The organism is Herbidospora galbida, from assembly GCF_005233835.1.
Lineage (GTDB): Bacteria > Actinomycetota > Actinomycetes > Streptosporangiales > Streptosporangiaceae > Herbidospora > Herbidospora galbida.
In genome coordinates this window covers 167,529-186,701 of sequence record NZ_SZQA01000004.1, presented here as the reverse complement: position 1 = coordinate 186,701, position 19,173 = coordinate 167,529, and the positions used below count along the sequence as shown (strand labels likewise).

Annotated in this window: 13 protein-coding genes; 8 read left to right on the top strand and 5 right to left on the bottom strand. The window is 71.9% G+C overall.

The annotated features are described in order from the left end of the window. Window positions 1-41: 41 nt before the first annotated feature. Complete coding sequence (locus tag FDA94_RS07145; protein WP_137246223.1) at window positions 42-1,481, bottom strand: serine/threonine-protein kinase; 1,440 nt, start codon at window positions 1,479-1,481, stop codon at window positions 42-44. Then, on the bottom strand, window positions 1,468-2,472 hold the full coding sequence (locus FDA94_RS07140) for a LacI family DNA-binding transcriptional regulator (protein WP_137246222.1): 1,005 nt from the start codon (window positions 2,470-2,472) through the stop codon (window positions 1,468-1,470). Before FDA94_RS07140 ends, FDA94_RS07145 begins: the two co-directional genes overlap by 14 nt. Window positions 2,473-2,758: 286 nt before the next feature. Between FDA94_RS07140 and FDA94_RS07135 the strand changes: the two genes are divergently transcribed. After that, entirely contained in the window at window positions 2,759-3,424 is a 666-nt protein-coding gene (locus FDA94_RS07135) for a DUF305 domain-containing protein (RefSeq protein ID WP_137246221.1), read from the top strand. 293 nt (window positions 3,425-3,717) lie between these two features. On the opposite strand, the gene FDA94_RS07130 is transcribed toward FDA94_RS07135, so the two are convergent. Then, on the bottom strand, window positions 3,718-4,380 hold the full coding sequence (locus FDA94_RS07130; protein ID WP_137246220.1) for a hypothetical protein: 663 nt from the start codon (window positions 4,378-4,380) through the stop codon (window positions 3,718-3,720). A gap of 53 nt (window positions 4,381-4,433) precedes the next feature. On the opposite strand from FDA94_RS07130, the gene FDA94_RS07125 reads away from it, so the two are divergent. The 4 genes from FDA94_RS07125 (at window position 4,434) to FDA94_RS07110 (ending at window position 10,325) form a co-directional block, all read left to right on the top strand. Beyond that, window positions 4,434-5,114 carry a response regulator transcription factor gene (locus FDA94_RS07125; RefSeq protein ID WP_030451051.1) on the top strand — a complete coding sequence of 227 codons (681 nt, stop codon included), beginning with the start codon at window positions 4,434-4,436 and terminating at the stop codon, window positions 5,112-5,114. Next, window positions 5,114-6,397, top strand: coding sequence for a HAMP domain-containing sensor histidine kinase (locus FDA94_RS07120; protein WP_137246219.1), 1,284 nt, complete (start codon window positions 5,114-5,116; stop codon window positions 6,395-6,397). Before FDA94_RS07125 ends, FDA94_RS07120 begins: the two co-directional genes overlap by 1 nt. Before the next feature lie 23 nt (window positions 6,398-6,420). After that, complete coding sequence (locus FDA94_RS07115) at window positions 6,421-9,564, top strand: ATP-binding protein (protein WP_137246218.1); 3,144 nt, start codon at window positions 6,421-6,423, stop codon at window positions 9,562-9,564. A 62-nt stretch (window positions 9,565-9,626) separates the two neighbouring features. Then, the gene (locus tag FDA94_RS07110; RefSeq protein WP_137246217.1) at window positions 9,627-10,325 is read left to right on the top strand and encodes an oxygen-binding di-iron domain-containing protein; all 699 of its coding nucleotides are present in this window, start codon (window positions 9,627-9,629) and stop codon (window positions 10,323-10,325) included. Here FDA94_RS07110 and FDA94_RS07105 read toward each other — a convergent pair. After that, window positions 10,322-11,236 (bottom strand): alpha/beta fold hydrolase, encoded by a 915-nt coding sequence (locus tag FDA94_RS07105; RefSeq protein ID WP_246059608.1) that lies wholly within the window; start codon window positions 11,234-11,236, stop codon window positions 10,322-10,324. The two genes, FDA94_RS07110 and FDA94_RS07105, sit on opposite strands and share 4 nt — an antisense overlap. Window positions 11,237-11,383: 147 nt before the next feature. On the opposite strand from FDA94_RS07105, the gene glgX reads away from it, so the two are divergent. The 3 genes from glgX to treZ are packed head-to-tail and all read left to right on the top strand — an operon-like array spanning window position 11,384 to window position 17,385. After that, window positions 11,384-13,480: a glycogen debranching protein GlgX gene (gene glgX, locus FDA94_RS07100; protein WP_137246215.1), complete on the top strand. Its 2,097-nt coding sequence runs from the start codon at window positions 11,384-11,386 to the stop codon at window positions 13,478-13,480. 38 nt (window positions 13,481-13,518) lie between these two features. Next, window positions 13,519-15,702 carry a malto-oligosyltrehalose synthase gene (gene treY / locus FDA94_RS07095; RefSeq protein WP_246059606.1) on the top strand — a complete coding sequence of 728 codons (2,184 nt, stop codon included), beginning with the start codon at window positions 13,519-13,521 and terminating at the stop codon, window positions 15,700-15,702. 3 nt (window positions 15,703-15,705) lie between these two features. Continuing rightward, the gene (treZ, locus tag FDA94_RS07090; RefSeq protein WP_137246214.1) at window positions 15,706-17,385 is read left to right on the top strand and encodes a malto-oligosyltrehalose trehalohydrolase; all 1,680 of its coding nucleotides are present in this window, start codon (window positions 15,706-15,708) and stop codon (window positions 17,383-17,385) included. On the opposite strand, the gene FDA94_RS07085 is transcribed toward treZ, so the two are convergent. Further along, the gene (locus tag FDA94_RS07085; RefSeq protein ID WP_137246213.1) at window positions 17,372-19,165 is read right to left on the bottom strand and encodes an alkyl/aryl-sulfatase; all 1,794 of its coding nucleotides are present in this window, start codon (window positions 19,163-19,165) and stop codon (window positions 17,372-17,374) included. The genes treZ and FDA94_RS07085 overlap by 14 nt on opposite strands. Window positions 19,166-19,173: the final 8 nt, after the last annotated feature.

Here is a 19,173-nt window from a genome sequence, read left to right as displayed (position 1 = left end):
GCAGACCATGGTGGCTGGTCGGATCGGTCAAGCGTGGCCCGTCAGGTGCCCTTCGCGGCGAAGGCTGCGGACAGGCGGTCGAGGGCCCCTTCGAGGCGGGATTTGAAGGCGGGGGTGAGGACCTGTTCCCTCAGGCGGTCGTCGAGTTTTCTGCGGAGGTTGGCGATCGCGTTCGCGTCGTTGTTGGCGATCATGTTGCGCAGTTCCAGCCGCAGGTCCTCGGCTGCCACGCGGCCGATGTGGCCCGCTTTGTCGCCTTCGGCCACCAGGCGGTCGAACTCCGCCGCCGCCGACTTCACCGACGGGACGCCGGGGGCGGGGCTGGCCAGCGGGATGGGGCCCAGCGTCGACCCGGGGCGCGGGACGGGCCGGGGTGGCCGGCTCTTCGGCGGGGGTTTCGGCTCGTCTTCCGCGACGGAGGGTGAGCCCGCGTCGGTCGCTTCGGGCTGGGCCGTTTCGGGGGCCGGGTCCAGGACGGCGACGCTGCGGTCGGCCGGGGTGCGGGCGGTGGCCTGGCTGGTGGGGGTCACGGTCAGGGTGATGTCCGCGGCCAGGCCCGCCGGGGTGCCCGGCTGCTGGACGAGCAGGACGCCCAGCGCCAGCACGCCGGCCACCGCCGCCCCCCACTTGACCCAGCCGGGCTCGCGTTCGGCCTCGCCGGGCATCAGGGCGGCGGCGACCTCGCGGGCGCTGGGGCGTTCTGTCGGGTCAGGCGACAGACAGCGGCGGCAGAGGGCGGCGATCTCGTGGGGGAGGCCGGGCACGCCGTCGGGGCCCGGGGGCGGGCCGTCGCGGCGGGCCTGTTCGATGCCCTCCCAGGTCGTCTCGGGATAGGGCGGGCGGCCCTTGAGCATCTCGTACAGGAGGACGCCCAGGGAGTAGACGTCGACCGCCGGTGCGGCGGGTAACTCCTTCAGGCGTTCGGGGGCCACGTAGGGCGGCGTGCCGAAGTCCTTGACCAGCTCGTCGTCGGCCTCGCCGGCGAACGCGGCGATGCCGAAGTCGAGCAGTTTGGCGCCCTCCGGCGTGAGCAGGACGTTCTCCGGCGTCACGTCACGGTGCACGATGCCGCGTTCGTGGGCGGCGGCGAGCACCAGGGCCAGGCGGGCCGCCGTGGCGGCGGCCTCCTCCCAGGGGAGCGGGCCCTCGGCCAGGCGGTCGGCCAGAGAGCGGCCCTCGAGCAGGCGCATGACGACGTAGGCGGCCAGGCGTCCCCGGGGGGTGACCGTCTCGCCGTAGTCGTAGACCTCGATGGCGTCGGGGTGGATCAGCCGGGCCGTCGCCCTGGCCTCCCGCCGGATGAGTTCCCGGCCGGGGTTGTCGCCGTCGAGGGAGGAGTCGAGCAGCTTGATGGCGACGGTCCGCTGGAGAGACTGGTCGAACGCCTTCCAGATGACCGACATGCCGCCCGTCGCTATCCGCTCCTGGAGCAGATAGCGACGGGTGAGGACATCGCCTTCGGCCAGCTCAGGTCGATTCACGGACGATCAGTTCCGTGGGCAGGACGGGGTTCCCCTTGGGCGCCTCGCCTTCGGCGAGGGCCATGAGGAGCATCCGGGCGGCCAGGGCCGCCTGTTCCTCTACGGGCTGGCGGACCGTGGTGAGCGTCGGCGACGTGTGCCGGGCTATGGGGGCGTCGTCGAACCCGACCACCGCGACGTCGTCGGGCACCTTGCGCCCGGCCCGCCGCAGCGCCTGGATCGCGCCGGCCGCCATCACGTCGGACGCGGCGAACACCGCGTCCAGCCTGGGCGCGCGTTGCAGCAGCCATTGCATGGCGTGCGCGCCCGAGGCGTGGGTGAAGTCGCCGTACGCGACGGGCATGTCGGTGACCCCCGCGTCGCGGAGGGTCTCCCTGAACCCGTCGAGCCGATCCCTGGCCGCCGGGAGAGTCGGCGGTCCGGCGATCGTGGCGATCACCCTCCGGTTGCCCAGCAGTAGGTGCTCGGCGGCCTGGCGGCCACCGTCGCGGTTGTCCATGTCGACGTACGGGAGGTCCACGCCGTCCGGTGGACGCCCGGCACTGCGGACCGGGATCCCCGAGGCGGCGAGCGTCACGGCGAGCGGGTGGCGGGCCCGCGCCCCGATCAGGAGCACCCCGTCGACTGCCCCCGCCACCAGCGGCGGAGCGGCGATCGCGGCGGTCGCCGGAGTGGCCGTCATGACCACGAGGGGAACCCCGTGGCCGGCGAAGACCTCTTCGGCGGCCGACAGCAGTCGTGCGTAGTACGGCTCGGTGAACAACCGAGGCGTCTGTTCGCAGACCACTGCGGCGACGATCTGGTCCGTACGGCGCGCGGTGGAACCCCGAGGGGCTCTCCGGCGGACGTACCCCAGGCGCGACATGGCGTCGTGGACCTGTCGCCTGGTGCTTGTTGTCACTCTGACCGAGCCCGTCAGGACTCGGGAAGCGGTTGCCGGGGAGACGCCAGCAGCGGCGGCTACCTCTGCGAGGGTGGGAAGATCGGCCATCCGGTCTCCTCAGGCCCGAATTGTGTCACGCGGCGGCTTGGGAGCGCTCCCAAGAACGTATCACTGTTTCGTGCGTGTCAACAGAGGTTTCGAGTGGATGAAACCTTTCATCGATTTTCGGTCCACTTGCGCATGATCGCAGGCTAGAACACGTGCTCCGGAAGCGCATCATGGTTTGACCGAAAGAGTTAGGAGAGTTCTGCGGGTGGCACGATACGGGCGATGTGTGGCCCTCCACCCTTTAGTTGAACACTCCCTTATGGGGGTTTCGGTAGGGTCTCGCCCCATGACGACCTTCCGCCGGATCGCCGTGCCCGCCCTCGCGGCCATGGCCTTGATCTCCGGGTGCTCCTCCGAGAGCGGCACTGCCGCCACGCCGCCCCCGGCCGCCTCTTCCTCCGCTCCCGCCATCCCCACCGTGACGGCGTCGCAGGAGCCCCAGGCGACCGAGGCGGTCGAGGAGCCGACGGCCACCGAGGCACCCGAGGTCGTCGCCGACGCCGGGCCCAACGAGACCGACAAGACCTTCGCCGCCACGTTGATCACCCACAACCTGCAGGCCTACGACCTGACCGGCCTGGCCGGGACCGCCGCCGGAGACCAGTGGGTACGCGACTTCGCCGCCGAGATCCGGGCGGCGCGCGAGCCCGAGGTGGAGACGTTGAAGGGGTGGCTGGCGGAGTGGGGGGTGGAACCCCTTGAGCGCGGGAAGCCGATGCCGGGGCTGATCTCGGACAAGGACATGGCCGACCTGGCCGGCTCGGCGGGGGCGGCCTTCGACGAGCGGTTCGTGGCGTTGATGATCCAGCACCAGAAGGGGGCCCTGGCCCTGGCCGAGGAGGAGACGGCCGGCGGTGAGTACGGGCCGGGGGTGCAGATGGCCAACGCGATCATCGAGTCGGGTCAGAAGCACCTGAAGGAACTGCAGAAGTACCAGAAGTCGCTGAAGTAGCACTTCACATGGGAAGGGGCGGCCGAGCCGCCCCTTTTTTTATGCTTTGTTCAATACGCCGCCGGCAAGCGTTCTTATGGCAGGTGGGCAGGCCTTTTGTCTGGGGGTGGCGAGGCGGGCCAAGAGCAGGCAGACGGAGAGGGCCCCACCAGCCCGGGGATCCATCGTCTCGGCCGCGGCGGACAATTTCCCGGCGGCTTCTGCGGGCTGTGGACGACTCCAGGGGCGGGGCGTTGCTCATGCAGTGGACCGGAAGGCTCTGCGGGAGGTGCGACCTCGACGGGCGGCCGGTGTCACGTCTCGTAGGTGTCGAGCCTCGGGGGCAGTGCGTTCCACGTGCAGAAGGCCGAGGACTCCTTCCCATCCTTCAGAAACGTGATGCGCAGCCAGTGGGGCTCGGTCCACGTCTTGAGTTCCCAGCCCTCCGCCGGTGTGGCCGACACGATCCGGCAGTCGGTCTCGCCCACGGCGACCGTCGCCCGGCCGCCCTTCAGAGTGAAGGTGTGCAGCTTCTCCTCCGGAGTCGGGGAGGGGGAAGGGGCGGGAGATCGTTGAGGGGCCGGAGGGCGTTCCGGGGTGCTCGGGGTTCGCGTCGCCGTCGGGCGGCTGCTCGCCGTCGGCTTCTGCCGCGGCCCCTGACTCGGCTCCTGAGCCGGTCTGGCAGCCGACCCCGGAGTCGCCCCAGGAGCCGGCCCAGGAGTCGGCCCAGGAGTCGGCTCGGAAGTCGACCCGGGAGTCGGTTTTCCGGGAGTCGAAGAGACCAGGGCCGAGGTGGGCTCCTCCGGTGCGGGGGGAGGTTCTTCCGGCACCAGGTCCGGGGCCGCGACCACCAGTGGGGTCAGCGGTTCCCCGTCGCCGAGGGCGGTCCGCAGGACGCCGCTCACGCCGAACCAGGCCACTCCGACGGCGAGGGCGGTGGCTCCGCACCACGCCACGGTGTACCCGATCGCACGCATATGGCGGCATTATCCCCGAAAGACCATTGATACGTGACGTAACGTGTGGGGCCATGGCGACGGTTCTGGTGGTGGAGGACGACGAGTTCGTCCGGTCGGCGATCATCCGCGATCTGGGGGGCCGCAGCCACGCCGTGCGCAGTGCGGGCGGAGCCCTCGACGCGCTGCGCGACATCGCGCACTTCCCGCCCGACGTGGTCGTGCTCGACCTGGGGTTACCCGACCTCGACGGGGCCGAGGCGCTGAAGATGCTGCGGGCCATCTCCGACGTGCCGGTCATCATCGCCACGGCGCGGGACGACGAGGCCGAGATCGTGCGGCTGCTGCAGGACGGCGCCGACGACTATCTCGTCAAGCCGTTCTCCGGCGACCACCTCAACGCCCGCATCGAGGCGGTGCTGCGGCGGGCCCGGACCGTCCCGGCGACGGCGCCGATCCGGATCGGCGGGCTGACCGTCGACCCCGCCCGGCGCGAGGCGGCGCTCGACGGGAGGCCGCTGGAGCTGACCCGCCGGGAGTTCGACCTGCTGGCCTACCTGGGGGCGCGGCCCGACCGGGTCGTCTCGCGGAAGGAACTGCTGACCGAGGTCTGGCGGCAGTCCTACGGCGACGACCAGACGATCGACGTCCATCTGTCGTGGCTGCGGCGCAAGCTCGGGGAGAGCGCGTCGAGTCCCCGTTACCTGCACACGGTGCGGGGCGTCGGCGTCCGGCTCAGCGCCCCGGGCGTCTAGTGCGCAGGAGCCTGGCGCTGGTCGCCGTCGCCGTGACGGCCATGGTGGCGCTCGCGTTCCTGATCCCGCTGGCCGCCGCCGTCAAGCAGGCCGCCGAGAGCCGGGCGCTGAACGACGCCGAACGCCAGGCCAGCATGATCGTCCCGGCGCTGGTCGTCACCACCGACCCCGACCGTCTCGAACCGGCGCTGGCCAGCACCGCCGCCGGGGGCGCGAGCCGGCTGGCCGTCCACCTCGACGGCGGGTCGGTCGGGGTGAGCAGGGTCAGCGGGCTCGACCCCGCCACCGCGCGGGCCCAGACGATCAGGGTCGCGGGCGGGTTCGCGCTGCTGCGCCCGGTCGCGCTCGACCGGGGGAACAGGGCGGTCATCGAGGTGTACGTCCCCGACGCCGCCCTCAGCGAGGGGGTCGCCGCCTCATGGGCGGTCCTCACCGGGGTGGCCGTCGCGCTGGTCGCGGGCTCGGTGGTCGTGGCCGACCGGCTCGGGTCGCGGATGGTGAAGGCGACCCGCTCCCTGGGCGAGGCCGCGAGCGCCCTGGGCGCCGGCGACCTGTCGGTGCGCATCGCCCCGGCGGGGCCGCCGGAGCTGGTCGCCGCCGGCCAGGCCTTCAACACCATGGCCGACCAGGTCGCCGGGCTGCTCGCGGCCGAGCGGGAACTCGCCGCCGACCTGTCGCACCGGCTGCGCACCCCGCTCACCGCCCTCCGCCTGAACGTCGGCACCCACGGCCCGGCCGCCGAGCAGGTCGACCGGCTCGAACGCGAGGTCGACGCCATCATCGAGACCGCGCGCCGGCCCTCCCGCCCGGTGCAGGGCTGCGACGCCGCCGCGGTGCTGAGGGAGCGGCTCGCCTTCTGGTCGGCGCTGGCCGAAGACCAGGCCAGGCCGTGGGATCTGTACGGCGCCGAGGAGCCCGCCAAGGTCCCCGTCGCGGCGGCCGACCTCAGCGCCGTCATCGACGCCACCCTGGGCAACGTGTTCCGGCACACCCCCGAACGGACCGCCTTCACCGTCACCCTCCACCAGGGGTCCGGCACGGTGGGCATCCTGATCGCCGACGCCGGGCCGGGCATCGACGATCCGGCGGGCGCGCTGAAGCGCGGCCACAGCGGCGCGGGGTCGACCGGTCTCGGGCTCGACATCGCCCGCCGGCTGGCCGAGTCGACGGGCGGCCACCTCACGGTCGACCGGTCGCCGCTCGGCGGCGCGGCCGTCCAGATCTGGCTCCGTACGACCGGTCCGCGACCGGCGCGCCGGTTGCTGCGCAGAGCCGGACATTAGCCCTTTTTCGGTAGCATCCCCCAATGGAATTCCGGGTGCTCGGGCCCATCACGGTGATCGGCGCCGACGGCGTCGCCCTTGACATCGGACCGCTCCAACAGCGGTCGGTGCTGGCGCTCTGCCTGCTGGCCTCCCCCCGGCCGGTGACCGTGACGCGGATCATCGACGCCCTGTGGGACGAGGGCCCGCCGGCCAGTGCGGTCAACACTGTCCAGGCGTACATCTCGAAGCTGCGGCGGGTGCTCGAACCGAGCCGGTCGCGGCGGGGGGCCGCGGCCGTGCTGGTCGGGCGGGCCGGCGGCTACGCCCTCGACATCCCCGACGGCGACGTCGACCTGCGCCGGGTGACCGGGCGGGTCGACGAGGGGCGGCGGCTGCTCGCGGCGGGCGACGCGGGGAAGGCGGCCCGGGAGTTCCGGCTGGCCCTCAGCGAGTGGCGCGGCGACGCGCTGACCGGGTTCGAGAACCTCCCCTGGGCGCGCGAGGAACGCGTCGCGCTCGACGAGCTGCGGCTGACCGTGGTCGAGGAGGCCAACGAGGCCGATCTCGCCCTCGGCCGTGGCTCCGAGCTGGTGCCTGAGCTGGTGCGGCTGGTGGCGGCGTACCCGACGAGAGAGCGCGTCAGGAGACACGCCGCGCACGCCCTCTACCAGGCGGGACGCCAGGCCGACGCGCTCGCCCTGCTCGCCGAGGGGCGGCGGCTGCTCGTCGACGAGCTCGGCCTCGATCCCGAGCCGCGCACCCGTGAGCTGGAGGCGCGCATCCTCGCCCAGGACGCCGCCCTCTCCCCGTCGGTTCCGGTGCGGGTGGCCGCGCCGCCCCCGGCGGCGGAGATCCTGGGCCGCTCGGCCGAGCTGGCCCGGCTGGCCGCCGCCGTCGAGGCGCCGGGGCACCGGATCGTGCTGGTCGCCGGGGAGCCCGGCATCGGCAAGACGAGCCTGGTGGAGGCCGCCGCCCACCGGGCGACAGGTGCGCCCGGCGCGCGGGCCGTCGTCGGGCGGTGCTGGGACGGCGGCGGCGCGCCGCCGTTCTGGCCGTGGGTGCTGGCGCTGCGCGAACTGACCGGCCGCGACGGCGAACTCGCCGAGATCACCGCCGCCACCGGCGAGTTCCCCATGTACGAGGCCATCGCCCGCCTGGTCAACGCGGCCGGCCCCACGGTGATCGTGCTCGACGACCTCCAGTGGGCCGACGCCGCCTCGCTGCGCCTGCTCGACTTCCTCGCCACCACCCGGTCGTGCCCCGGGCTGACCGTGCTGGCGACCTACCGCGACACCGAGGTCGGCGAGCCGCTGGCCCGCGCGCTCGCGGCGCTGCGCCGCCTGTCCCATGTCGAGGGCGTGACCCTGGGCGGGCTGCCCGAGGACGCGGTGGCCGAATACCTGGCCCGCTCGGGCGGCGACCCGCTGCGGGCCGGGGTGGAGCTGCGGCGTACCGGCGGCAACCCGTTCTTCCTCGGCCTGGGCGACACCCCGGGCGCGATGGCCGAGGTGCTGCGCGGACGGCTGGCCGCGCTCCCGCCGGGCGCCCACGACGTGCTGAGCGCCGCCGCGCTGATCGGCCGGGAGACCGAGCTGGGCGTGCTGCTCGACGTGCTCGACCTGCCGCAGGACCAGGTGCTCGACGTGCTGGACGCCGCGGTGCAGGCCCGGCTGCTGACCGAGCGGCAGTTTCTCCCGGAGACGTTCACGACGCGAGGCACGGCCGGCCTCCGGCCGTCCGCGACTCGCTTGGGCTACACCTTCAGCCACGACATCGTGCGCGACGTGCTGCGCGAGGGGCTGGCCCCGCTGCGCCGCCGCCGGATGCACGCCCGGGTCGCGGCCGTGCTCGAAGGCCGGGGCACCCAGCCGGGGGAGCTGGCCTACCACTACCGCGAGGGCCTGGTCATCTCGGGCATGGCGGCCAAGGCCATCACCTACGCCCGCGCCGCCGCCCGGCATGCCACCGGCCAGTTCGCCCACGAGGACGCCGCCGTCCACTTGGAGCACGCCGTGGCCCTCACGGGCCAGCTGCCCGTCACCGACCTGGCGCTCCGGTGCGACCTGCTGATCGAGCTGGCCGAGGCGCTGACCGTGGCGGGGCTCAACTCCCGCGTCCACCCGGTCCTGGACGAGGCCGTCGCGGTCGCCGACGAGCTGGGCGACGGCGAACGCCTCGCCCGCGCGGCGCTGGGCTTCTCCGACCCCCTGGTCTGGGCCATGTACGAGGAGCTGAACGCCACCGCCGTCCTGGTCGAGCGGATCGACCGGGCCCTGAGCGGGGCTGGCGCGCGCTGGCGCTCCATGCTCCTGTCGGCCTCAGCGATCATCGGCGCCTTCACCCGCCCGATGGACGACAGCCGCGCCCTGGCCGCCCAGGCCATCGAGGAGGCCACCGACGACCGCTCGCTGCTGCGGGCGCTGAGCGCGGCCGAACTCCTCTCGCGGGGCGTCGCCCCCGTCGAGGAGCGCGCGGCCCTGCTGGCCCGCATGCGCGGCGTCGGCGTCGACCTGGTCGACGAGTGGCTGGTCCAGGAGGCCTGGTACGTCGAGCTGTCCACCCAGGGACGCTTCGACGAGGGCCGGCCGATCCTCGACTGGCTGCGCCGGACCGCCGCCGAACTGCGCCGCCCCGCTCTCGTGGGCCTGGCGGCCTGGCAGGCCGCGATCAGGGCCTACATGCTCGGAGACCTGGCCTTGGCCGAGGCCGAGGCGGCGGAGGCCGCCCGCGCCCACCCGGAGGGCGGCCGGGGCCCGAGGTCACGCGCCGACCTGATGCGCGCCCTGCGGCTGCGCGCCGAGGGCGACTCGGCGGCGGCCCTGGAGATCGACCACCCGGAGCAGATGTGGACGATCCTGCGCTGCGCCCTCCTGCTCGACGTCGGCAGGGAGGAGGAGTCGAGGGAGATCTTCGCCGCCCTGTCGCACGACGGCTTCGCCGTGATGGTCGGCGACCTCGCCTACCGGATCGTCCCCGACCTGCTCACCGAGCTCATCGTGGCCTTCGACGACCGGGAGGCGGCGCGGGCCCTCTATCCCCACCTGGAGGTCTGCGCCGGGCGCGTCCTCGGCTGGGCGGTGGCCGACCGCTGCCTGGCCCGCCTGGCCGACGTGCTGGGCCGTGACTCCTCCGCGCTGCGTAAATCGGCCGACGAGTTCGCCCGGAGGGCCGGCATGCCCCACTGAGCGGTCCGACGGCCAAGTGCCCGGCAAGAAACGGCCAAGCCGGAGCCGCGAGGCTGGACCGCATGCTCGAACCGCATCGCATCGCTCCCGACACCGTGCTGGTCCCACGCCTCGTCCCGGCCGCCGACGGGTTCGGCTTCGTCAACACCATGGTGATCACGGGCCGGGAGCCGGTGCTGGTGGACACCGGCTCGGCCGTCCACCGTGACCAGTGGCGCGAGGACGTGTTCTCCGTGGTCGATCCGGGAGACGTCCGCTGGATCTTCGTCAGCCACGACGACGCCGACCACGTGGGGAACCTGACCGCAGCCCTGGAGACCTGCCCGCGCGCCACCCTGGTGACCGGCCGCCTGCGCCACCCGCCGCTCGACCCGCGCCGCCGGATCCGCCACATCCGCGACGGCGAGGCCTGGACGGTGGCCGGCCGCACCCTGACGGCCGTCCGCCCGCCGCTCTTCGACGCCTCCGCGACGCTGGGCCTCTACGACGGCCGCACGGGCGTCTACTGGTCGGCCGACTGCTTCGGCGCGGTGGTGCCGCACCCCACGGCCGACGCCGGCGACCTGCCCGCCGACGAGCACCTTGAGGCGGTCGACCGCTTCGCGACGGGCCTGAGCCCCTGGCGGGCGTGGCTCGACCCGGTGGTCTTCGGCGGGTACGTCGACCAGCTCGCCGCCATGGAGCTGACCGCCCTCGCGACGGCCCACGGCCCGACGATCACCGGACGGCGGATCAGGCTCGCCTTCGACGCGCTGCGCTAGCTGCCGCTCGACGTCTCCGGGGGGAAGGTGTGGCCGCTGCGGAGGAACTCGCGCCACTTCTCCTGGTCGTATCGCTGGGGGTGGGTCGTCTTGACGAAGTCGACGACCGTCTCGACGAAGCGCTCGGGCTGGTCGTGGTGGGGGAAGTGGCCGGTCTGGGGGAAGACGGCCAGCCGGCTGCCGGGCATGGCCTGGTGGGCGACCGTCGCGTGGGTCGCCGGGATCACCGTGTCGTTGGCGCCCCAGACGATCAGGGTGGGCATGCCGGCCGTCAGATAGCAGCGGTCGAGCATGGTGATCACCTGGCCGCGCATGTCGACGCCCGCCCGCAGGGTGCGCAGGAACGCCTGGCGGGCGGTCATGCTGGTCAGCCCCTGGTAGCGGGCGAGCACGTGGTCGAAGTCGGGGCCCATCCGCAGGCCCCGCTTCAGGAGGGGGGCGGCCAGGCGTACGAGCCGCTGGACGGGGGCGGAGGTGGCGACGGCGAGGCCGGTCTCGGCGGCGAGGGGGCCGGTGGCCAGGCGGAGCAGGGGGTGGACCTCGCGGCCGACGCCGCCGCTGCTCACCAACACCATCCGCTCGCAGCGCTCGGGGAACTGGTAGGCGAACTGCATCGCGATGCCGCCGCCGAGGGAGTGGCCGACCACGGTCACCTCGTCGACCCCCAGGACGCCCAGCAGGTCGCGCATCCCGCAGGCGTAGGCGGCCACCGAGTAGTCGGCGCGGGGGCGGTCGGATTCGCCGTGGCCGAGGAGATCGGGGGCGATCACGGTGTGGTGCTCGGCCAGCATGTCGATGACCGGCTTCCACGTCTCGGAGCTGTCGGCGATGCCGTGGATCAGCAGCAGGGGCGGCCCCGCCCCGGCTATCCGGTAGGCCCGCCTGTACCCGTGGACTTCAAGGAAGCGCACCTCGCTACTGTCCATACAAGATTGTTCTGCCAGGTTGTTGCCGGTTTGTAACGCGTCCGTTTCCCGAGGAAACCGAGGTTTTCCCGGACCGTGGGACTAACTCGCGATATGCGGGCAAAGAGAGTTCCCGCGATGGAGCATATGAAGATGCGAGAGATCTGGCCGGGGGATCCTTATCCACTCGGCGCGACATATGACGGCGCGGGCACCAACTTCGCGCTCTTCTCCGAAGTCGCCGATCGGGTGGACCTCTGCCTGTTCGACGACGAGGGCGGCGAGGAGTGCGTGACCCTCTCCGAGGTGGAGGGCCACGTCTGGCACTGCTACCTGCCGGGAATCCAGCCCGGGCAGCGCTACGGCTACCGCGTCCACGGCCCCTACGACCCGAAGCAGGGCCAGCGCTGCAACCCGCGCAAGCTCCTGATCGACCCCTACGCCAAGGCCATCGAAGGCTCCGTGAACTGGGACCAGGCGGTCTACGGCTACACCTTCGGCGACCCGGCCAGCCGTGACGACAGCGACTCGGCCCCCTACGTGCCGCGCAGCGTGGTGATCAACCCGTTCTTCGGCTGGGGGCACGACCGGCCGCCGCAGACGCCTTACCACGACACGGTCATCTACGAGGCCCACGTCAGAGGGCTGACGATCCGGCACCCGGGGGTGCCCGACCGGATCAAGGGCAGCTACGCCGCCATCGGCCACCCGGCGATCATCGACCACCTGACCTCGCTGGGGGTCACGGCGATCGAGCTCATGCCGATCCACCAGTTCGTCACCGACCACATCCTCGAGAAGCGCGGCCTGTCGAACTACTGGGGCTACAACACCATCGGGTTCTTCGCCCCCCACAACGCCTACTCCTCCTCGGGGGAGCGCGGCGGGCAGGTCCTCGAGTTCAAGGCCATGGTCAAGGCGCTGCACGAGGCCGGCATCGAGGTCATCCTCGACGTCGTCTACAACCACACGGCCGAGGGCAACCACCTCGGGCCGACGCTCAGCATGCGGGGCATCGACAACGCCAACTACTACCGGCTGGTCGAGAGCGACAACCGCTACTACATGGACACCACGGGCACCGGCAACAGCCTGCTGATGCGCTCGCCCCACGCGCTCCAGCTGATCATGGACTCGCTGCGCTACTGGGTGACCGAGATGCACGTCGACGGGTTCCGCTTCGACCTCGCGTCGTCGCTGGCCCGCGAGCTGCACGACGTCGACCGGCTGAGCGCCTTCTTCGACCTGGTCCAGCAGGACCCGGTGCTGTCGCAGGTCAAGCTGATCGCCGAGCCCTGGGACGTCGGGCCCGGCGGCTACCAGGTCGGCAACTTCCCGGCCCGCTGGACCGAGTGGAACGGGCAGTACCGCGACACCATCCGCGACGTCTGGCGCGGCGAGCCCGCCCGGCTGCCCGAGTTCGCCTCGCGGCTGACCGGGTCGAGCGACCTCTACCAGCTCGACTCCCGCCGCCCGGCGGCCTCCATCAACTTCGTCACGTGCCACGACGGGTTCACGCTGGAGGACCTGGTCTCGTACAACGACAAGCACAACGAGGCCAACGGCGAGGAGAACCGCGACGGCGCGAACGACAACCGGTCGTGGAACTGCGGGGTCGAAGGCCCCGCGACCGGGCCGGTCGCGCAGCTCCGGGAGCAGCAGAAGCGCAACTTCCTGGCCACGCTGTTCCTGTCGCAGGGCGTGCCGATGCTGTCGCACGGCGACGAGCTCGGCCGCACGCAGGGCGGCAACAACAACGCCTACTGCCAGGACAACGAGATCGCCTGGGTCGACTGGACCGAGAACTGGCTGTTCCTCGACTTCACCCGGCGGGTCTCCAAGCTGCGCCGCGAACACCCCGTCTTCCGGCGGCGGCGGTTCTTCTACGGCCGTCCGGTGCGTGGCTCCGGCGACCCCCTGTCGGACATCGTCTGGCTGACCCCCGGGGGCACCGAGATGGAAGACCAGGACTGGAACAACGGCTACGCCAAGGCGCTGGCGGTGTTCCTGAACGGCGAGGCCATCACCGAGCCCGACAGCCGGGGCCGGCGGATCGTCGACGACTCGTTCCTGCTGCTCTTCAACGCCCACTACGAGGCGATCGAGTTCACCATCCCCAGCGACTACGGCGAGATGTGGGAGACCGAGCTCGACACCGCGATGCCGATCGCGACCGGCACGCGGATGTGCCGGGCCGGCGAAGCGGTGCCCGTCGCCGGACGATCCGTGCGGGTTCTGCGCCGCTTGTGACGTTTCTGCCCGCTGAGGAGCGGGGTAAGGGGCCAATCGTGACGTCGACCTACCGTGTCCAGCTCACGCCTGAATTCGGCTTCGGCGAGCTGTCCGAGCTGACCGGTTACCTGCGCCGTCTCGGCGTCGGCGGCCTCTACCTGTCGCCGACGCTCCAGGCGGTCGCCGGATCGCAGCACGGCTACGACGTCACCGACCACTCGCGCGTCCGCGCGGAGTTCGGCGGCGTCGACGGCCTGCGGAAACTGGCCGGGCAGGGCTTCCGGATCGTCGCCGACATCGTGCCCAACCACATGACGGTGCCGGTGCCCGAGTCGGGCAACGCCCAGCTCTGGTCGGTGCTGCGGCTCGGCCCGGAGTCGCCGTACGCCGCCTGGTTCGACCTGACCTTCCCGGTCGCGCTGCCGGTTTTGGGCGAAAACCCGGAGTTCACGGTCGACGGCGACGTGCTGCGCTACTGGGACCACGAGTTCCCGCTGCGGCCGGGCACCTCCGCGTTGCCACTCGACGAGCTTCTGGAGGCGCAGCACTACCGGCTCGTGCCCTGGACCGAACCGCCGGGCTACCGGCGGTTCTTCGACGTGTCGTCGCTGATCGGCATCCGGGTCGAGGACAACGAGGTGTTCGAGGCCACCCACCGGGTCACCCTCGACCTGATCGACGAAGGCGTGATCGACGGGCTGCGGGTCGACCACCCCGACGGCCTGGCCGATCCGCGCGGCTACCTGCGGCGGCTGCGCGCCTTCACCGACGTGCCGGTCTGGGTGGAGAAGATCGTCATCGGCCACGAGCGGCTGCCCGCCGACTGGCCCTGCGAGGGCACCACCGGCTACGAGGCGCTCAACGCGATCACCCGGCTGTTCGTCGACCCGGCCGGCGCCGACAAGCTGATCCAGACCTTCACCCAGCGGACCGGCGTCTCCGCCGACTACGGCGCGGTCCGCTACGAGGCGAAGAAACACGTGCTGTCGCTGTTCTTCAAGGGCGAGGTCGACCGTCTCGAAAGCGCCCTGGGCGAGCCGGGCCTGCACGACGCGGTCGTCGAGATGCTGGCCGCGATGCCCGTCTACCGCGCCTACGTGAACCCCGGCGAGCCCCCGTCGGCCGAGGCGGTCCGGATCGTCGAGACGGCCGCCGCCGAGGCGGGCCGCCGCACCGACCCCGGCGCCGTCGCCCGGGTCGCCCACCAGGTCCTGTACGGCCCCGCCGAGGCCGTGACCCGCTTCCAGCAGACCTGCGGCCCGGTCATGGCCAAGGGCGTGGAGGACACCGCCCTCTACCGCTGGTTCCCGCTGGCCTGCCTCAACGAGGTCGGCGGCGAGCCCGACCACTTCGCGGTCACCCCGGAGGAGTTCCACGCCTTCTGCGCCGTGATGACCCCGACGACCATGACGACCCTGTCGACCCACGACACCAAGCGGTCGGAGGACGTGCGGGCACGGCTGGCCGTGCTGTCGGAGCTGCCCGACGTGTGGGCCGACGCGGTCGAGTCGTGGAGCGGCCAGGTCAGGTTCGACCCGGCCCTCGACTACCTGGCCTGGCAGTCGCTCATGGCGGCCTGGCCGATCGACGTCGACAGGTTCACGAACTACCTGCTCAAAGCCGCCCGCGAGGCGAAGACCTCGATCTCGTGGATCAAGCCCGACCCGGTCTACGAGGCCGGGCTGCGGGACTTCTGCCGCAAGGCCGTCGAGGTCTGCGGCTTCTCGGTGGCCTCCTTCACCGCCGTGGTCGACCGCTACGCCCGCGTCAACTCGCTGGGGCAGAAGGTCGTCCAGCTGCTGATGCCGGGCATCCCCGACATCTACCAGGGCAACGAGACCACCGACTTCTCGCTCGTCGACCCCGACAACCGCAGACCGGTCGACTACGCGTTCCGGCGGGCCCTGCTCGACAATCCCGACGACGACACGTGGGACGGGCAGAAACTCCAGACCGTGACCGCCTGCCTACGCGTCAGAACCCGGTTTTCGGCGGATGAACCCTACTTTCCGATCGAGGCGGGACGTAACGCCATCGCCTTCGCGCGCGGTGACAAGGCGGTGGCCGTGGCGACGCGGCTGCCCGCCGCACTGGAGCGGCGAGGCGGGTTCGGCGGCGACACGGTCATGTTGCCGCCCGGCCGATGGAGGTGCCTGCTGACCGGGGCGGAACACACCGGCCGGGTGCCCCTGGCCCACCTGCTTTCCCGATTCCCCGTCGCCGTCCTGGAAGGCAGCTGAAACATGTTCGAGGTGTGGGCCCCCACGGCAGAACGGGTCGAGATCGAGATCGACGGCGACCGCCGCGACCTGACGGCCGACGGCGAGTGGTGGCGCGGCCCCGACCTGCCCCACGGCACCGACTACACCCTGTTCGTCGACGGAGACGGCCCCTTCCCCGACCCGCGCACCCTCCGCCAGCCCTTCGGCGTCGAAGGACCGAGCCGGGCCTACGACCACGACCACTTCCTGTGGGGCGACCAGAACTGGCGCGGGCGCGACCTGCGCGGCGCGGTCGTCTACGAGCTGCACATCGGCACGTTCACCCCGGCGGGCACCTTCGAGGCGGCCGTCGCCAAGCTCGACCACCTGCTCGACCTGGGCGTCGACTTCATCGAGATCATGCCGGTGGCGCCCGTACCGGGAAAGCGGAACTGGGGGTACGACGGCGTCGACCTGTGGGCGGTGCGGGAGGACTACGGCGGCCCCGACGGGCTGAAGACCCTCGTCGACGCCTGCCACCGGAACGGCATCGGGGTCATCCTCGACGTCGTCTACAACCACCTCGGCCCCTCGGGCAACTACCTCGGCAAGTTCGGGCCCTATTTACACGACTACAAGGGCTCCTACTGGGGCGACGCGGTCAACCTCGACGGGCCCCGCTCCGACGAGGTGCGGCGTTACCTCATCGGCAACGCCCTCCAGTGGCTGCGCGACTACCACGTCGACGGCCTGCGACTCGACGCCGTGCACGCGCTGCACGACAAGCGGGCCGTCCACTTCCTGGAGGAGCTGGCCGGGGAGGTCGAGCTGCTGTCGGCCATCCAGGGCCGCCCGCTGACGCTGATCGCCGAGTCCGACCTCAACGACCCCGGGCTGATCACCCGCTACGGCCTGCACGCGACCTGGAACGACGACGTCCACCACGCCGTCCACTCCAACGTGACCGGCGAGACGCACGCCTACTACGCCGACTTCGGCGGCCCGGCCTCGCTGGCCAAGGTGCTGACCTCGGCCTACTTCCACGACGGGTCGTTCTCGTCGTTCCGCGGCCGCTCGCACGGCCGCCCGGCGACCGGGCTGCCCGGGTGGCGGTTCGTGGTGTGCGCGCAGAACCACGACCAGATCGGCAACCGCCCGGCCGGCGACCGGATGACGGTCGACCAGCTGTGGGTGGCGTCGGGGCTCGTGCTGACCTCGCCCTTTACTCCGATGCTCTTCATGGGCGAGGAATGGGGCGCCTCGACGCCGTTCTATTTCTTCACCGACCATTTCGACCCGGCGCTTTCCTCGACCGAGGGAGAGCGCAGGGAAAAGGAGTTCGTCGATTTCGGATACGACTGGAAGGCCCCCGATCCGCAGGACGAACTGACCTTCCTGCGCTCGAAACTCGACTGGGCCGAGAACACCGAGGAGGAGCACGCCGCCCTGCTCGGCTGGTACCGCGACCTGATCGCGCTGCGCAAGTCGCACCCCGATCTGGCCGACCCCCGGTTCGAGCTGGTCAAGGTCGACTACGACGCCGACCGCCACTGGGTGGTGATCGAGCGCGGCTCGATCCGCGTCGCGGCCAACCTGGGGGAGACCTCGGTGCCGGTCCGGGTGCCGCCGGGCCGGATCCTGCTGGCCTCCGACGAGGCGATCATGCTGACCGGTCAGGACCTCTACCTGCCGCCGCTGTCGCTGGCGGTCATTCAGACGTGACTACGGCGAACCCCGGGTCGGGGTCGTCGAGCAGGGACAGCAGCCGGGTGAGCACGCCCAGGTCGCCTTCGTGGTCGCCCGGCTCCTGCCCGTTCAGCACCGCGAGGAACTCGGGCTTGGTCAGGCGGAGGCTGAGGTCGGCCGGGCCGCCGGGGCCGATGATCAACGCGCCGTTCGACAGCGTGGTGCGGCGCAGTTCGCCGGTGTCGGTGAGGTTCCAGTCGATCGACAGGGTCTCGTTCCACGCCTTCGGGCCGTTGACCCTGATCGCCACCGCGTCGAGGAGCTGGTCGAGGGTGAGCGCGGTCAGCACGTCGGGGGCGGCGGTGTCGGCGCCCGACGGGAAGGTGCGCCGGGCGGTGAGTTCGAGGGCGGCGGTCAGGTAGAAGTTGCGCCAGACCCCGTTCTCGGCGCTCTGGCCCAGGCGGGTGTAGACCTCGGTCAGCTTCCGGCGGGCCTCGCCGTGGCCGGGGGCGGCGAAGACGGCGTGGTTGAGCAGGGTGGCGGCGAACCGGAGGTCGCCGTCCTGGATGTAGCGGGTGGCCATCGCGACGGTGGCCGAGGGGCCGCCGAGGCACTCGACGTAGCGGCGCGACTGCTCGACCGGCGGGTGCTCCCACAGGTGGGCGGGGTTGCCGTCGAACCAGCCGAGGTAGCGCTGGTAGATCGCCTTCACGTTGTGGCTGGCCGAGCCGTAGTAGCCGCGGGTGTTCCAGGCCGTCTCCAGGCCGGGCGGCAGCTCGATCCGCTCGGCGATCTCCGCGCCGGTGAGGCCCTGGTTGATCATTCGCAGGGTCTGGTCGTGGAGGTAGGCGTACAGGTCCCGCTGGTCCTGGACGAATCTGGCGATCCGCTCGCGTCCCCAGGTCGGCCAGTGGTGGGAGGCGAAGGCGACCTCGGCGTGCGGGACGAACAGGTCGAGGACCTGGTTGAGGTAGCGCGACCACAGGCGGGCGTCCCTGACCGGGGCGCCGCGCAGCGTGCCGAGGTTGTGCTGGGTGTGGGTGGCGTTCTCGGCCAGGCACAGGGCGTGCCGCTCGGGGAGCAGGAAGTTCATCTCCGCCGGGGCTTCGGTGCCGGGGGTGAGCTGGAAGACGATCCGGACCCCGTCGACCGTTTCGAGCTGGCCCGTCGTGGTGACGTCGACCGTCGGCGGGAGCAGGCTGACCGTGCCCTGCGAGGCGGTCAGGCCCAGGCCGCAGCCGATCTGGCCTTCGGGTGAGACGGGGAGGGCCAGGCCGTACATGTAGACGCCGCGGCGGACCATGGCGGTGCCGGCGTAGACGTTCTCGGCGACGGCGTGCTCCAGGAAGCCGGCCGGGGCGATGATCGGGACGCCGGCGCCGTCGGTGACGCCGCGCACGCCGCCGTAGTGGTCGGCGTGGGAGTGGGTGTAGATCACGCCGGTGACCGGGCGCTCGCCCCGGTGCCGCCGGTAGAGCCCGAGGGCCGCCTCGGCGCACTCGGTCGAGAGCAGCGGGTCGACGACGATCACGCCGCGCTCGCCCTCGATCAGGGTCATGTTCGACAGGTCGAGGCCGCGGACCTGCCAGACGCCGTCGGTCACCTCGTAGAGGCCCTGCCGGGCGCACAGGCGGCTCTGCCGCCACAGGCTCGGGTCGGCGGAGCCGGGGGTGTCGTGGTCGAGGAACCGGTAGGCGTCGGCGTTCCAGACGATCCGGCCGTCGGCCGACCTGATCAGGGCCGGATCGAGGCGGGCGGCGAAGCCCCGGTCGGCGTCGGCGAAGTCGGTCTGGTCGTGGAAGGGAAGGTCGGCCATGAAACCGG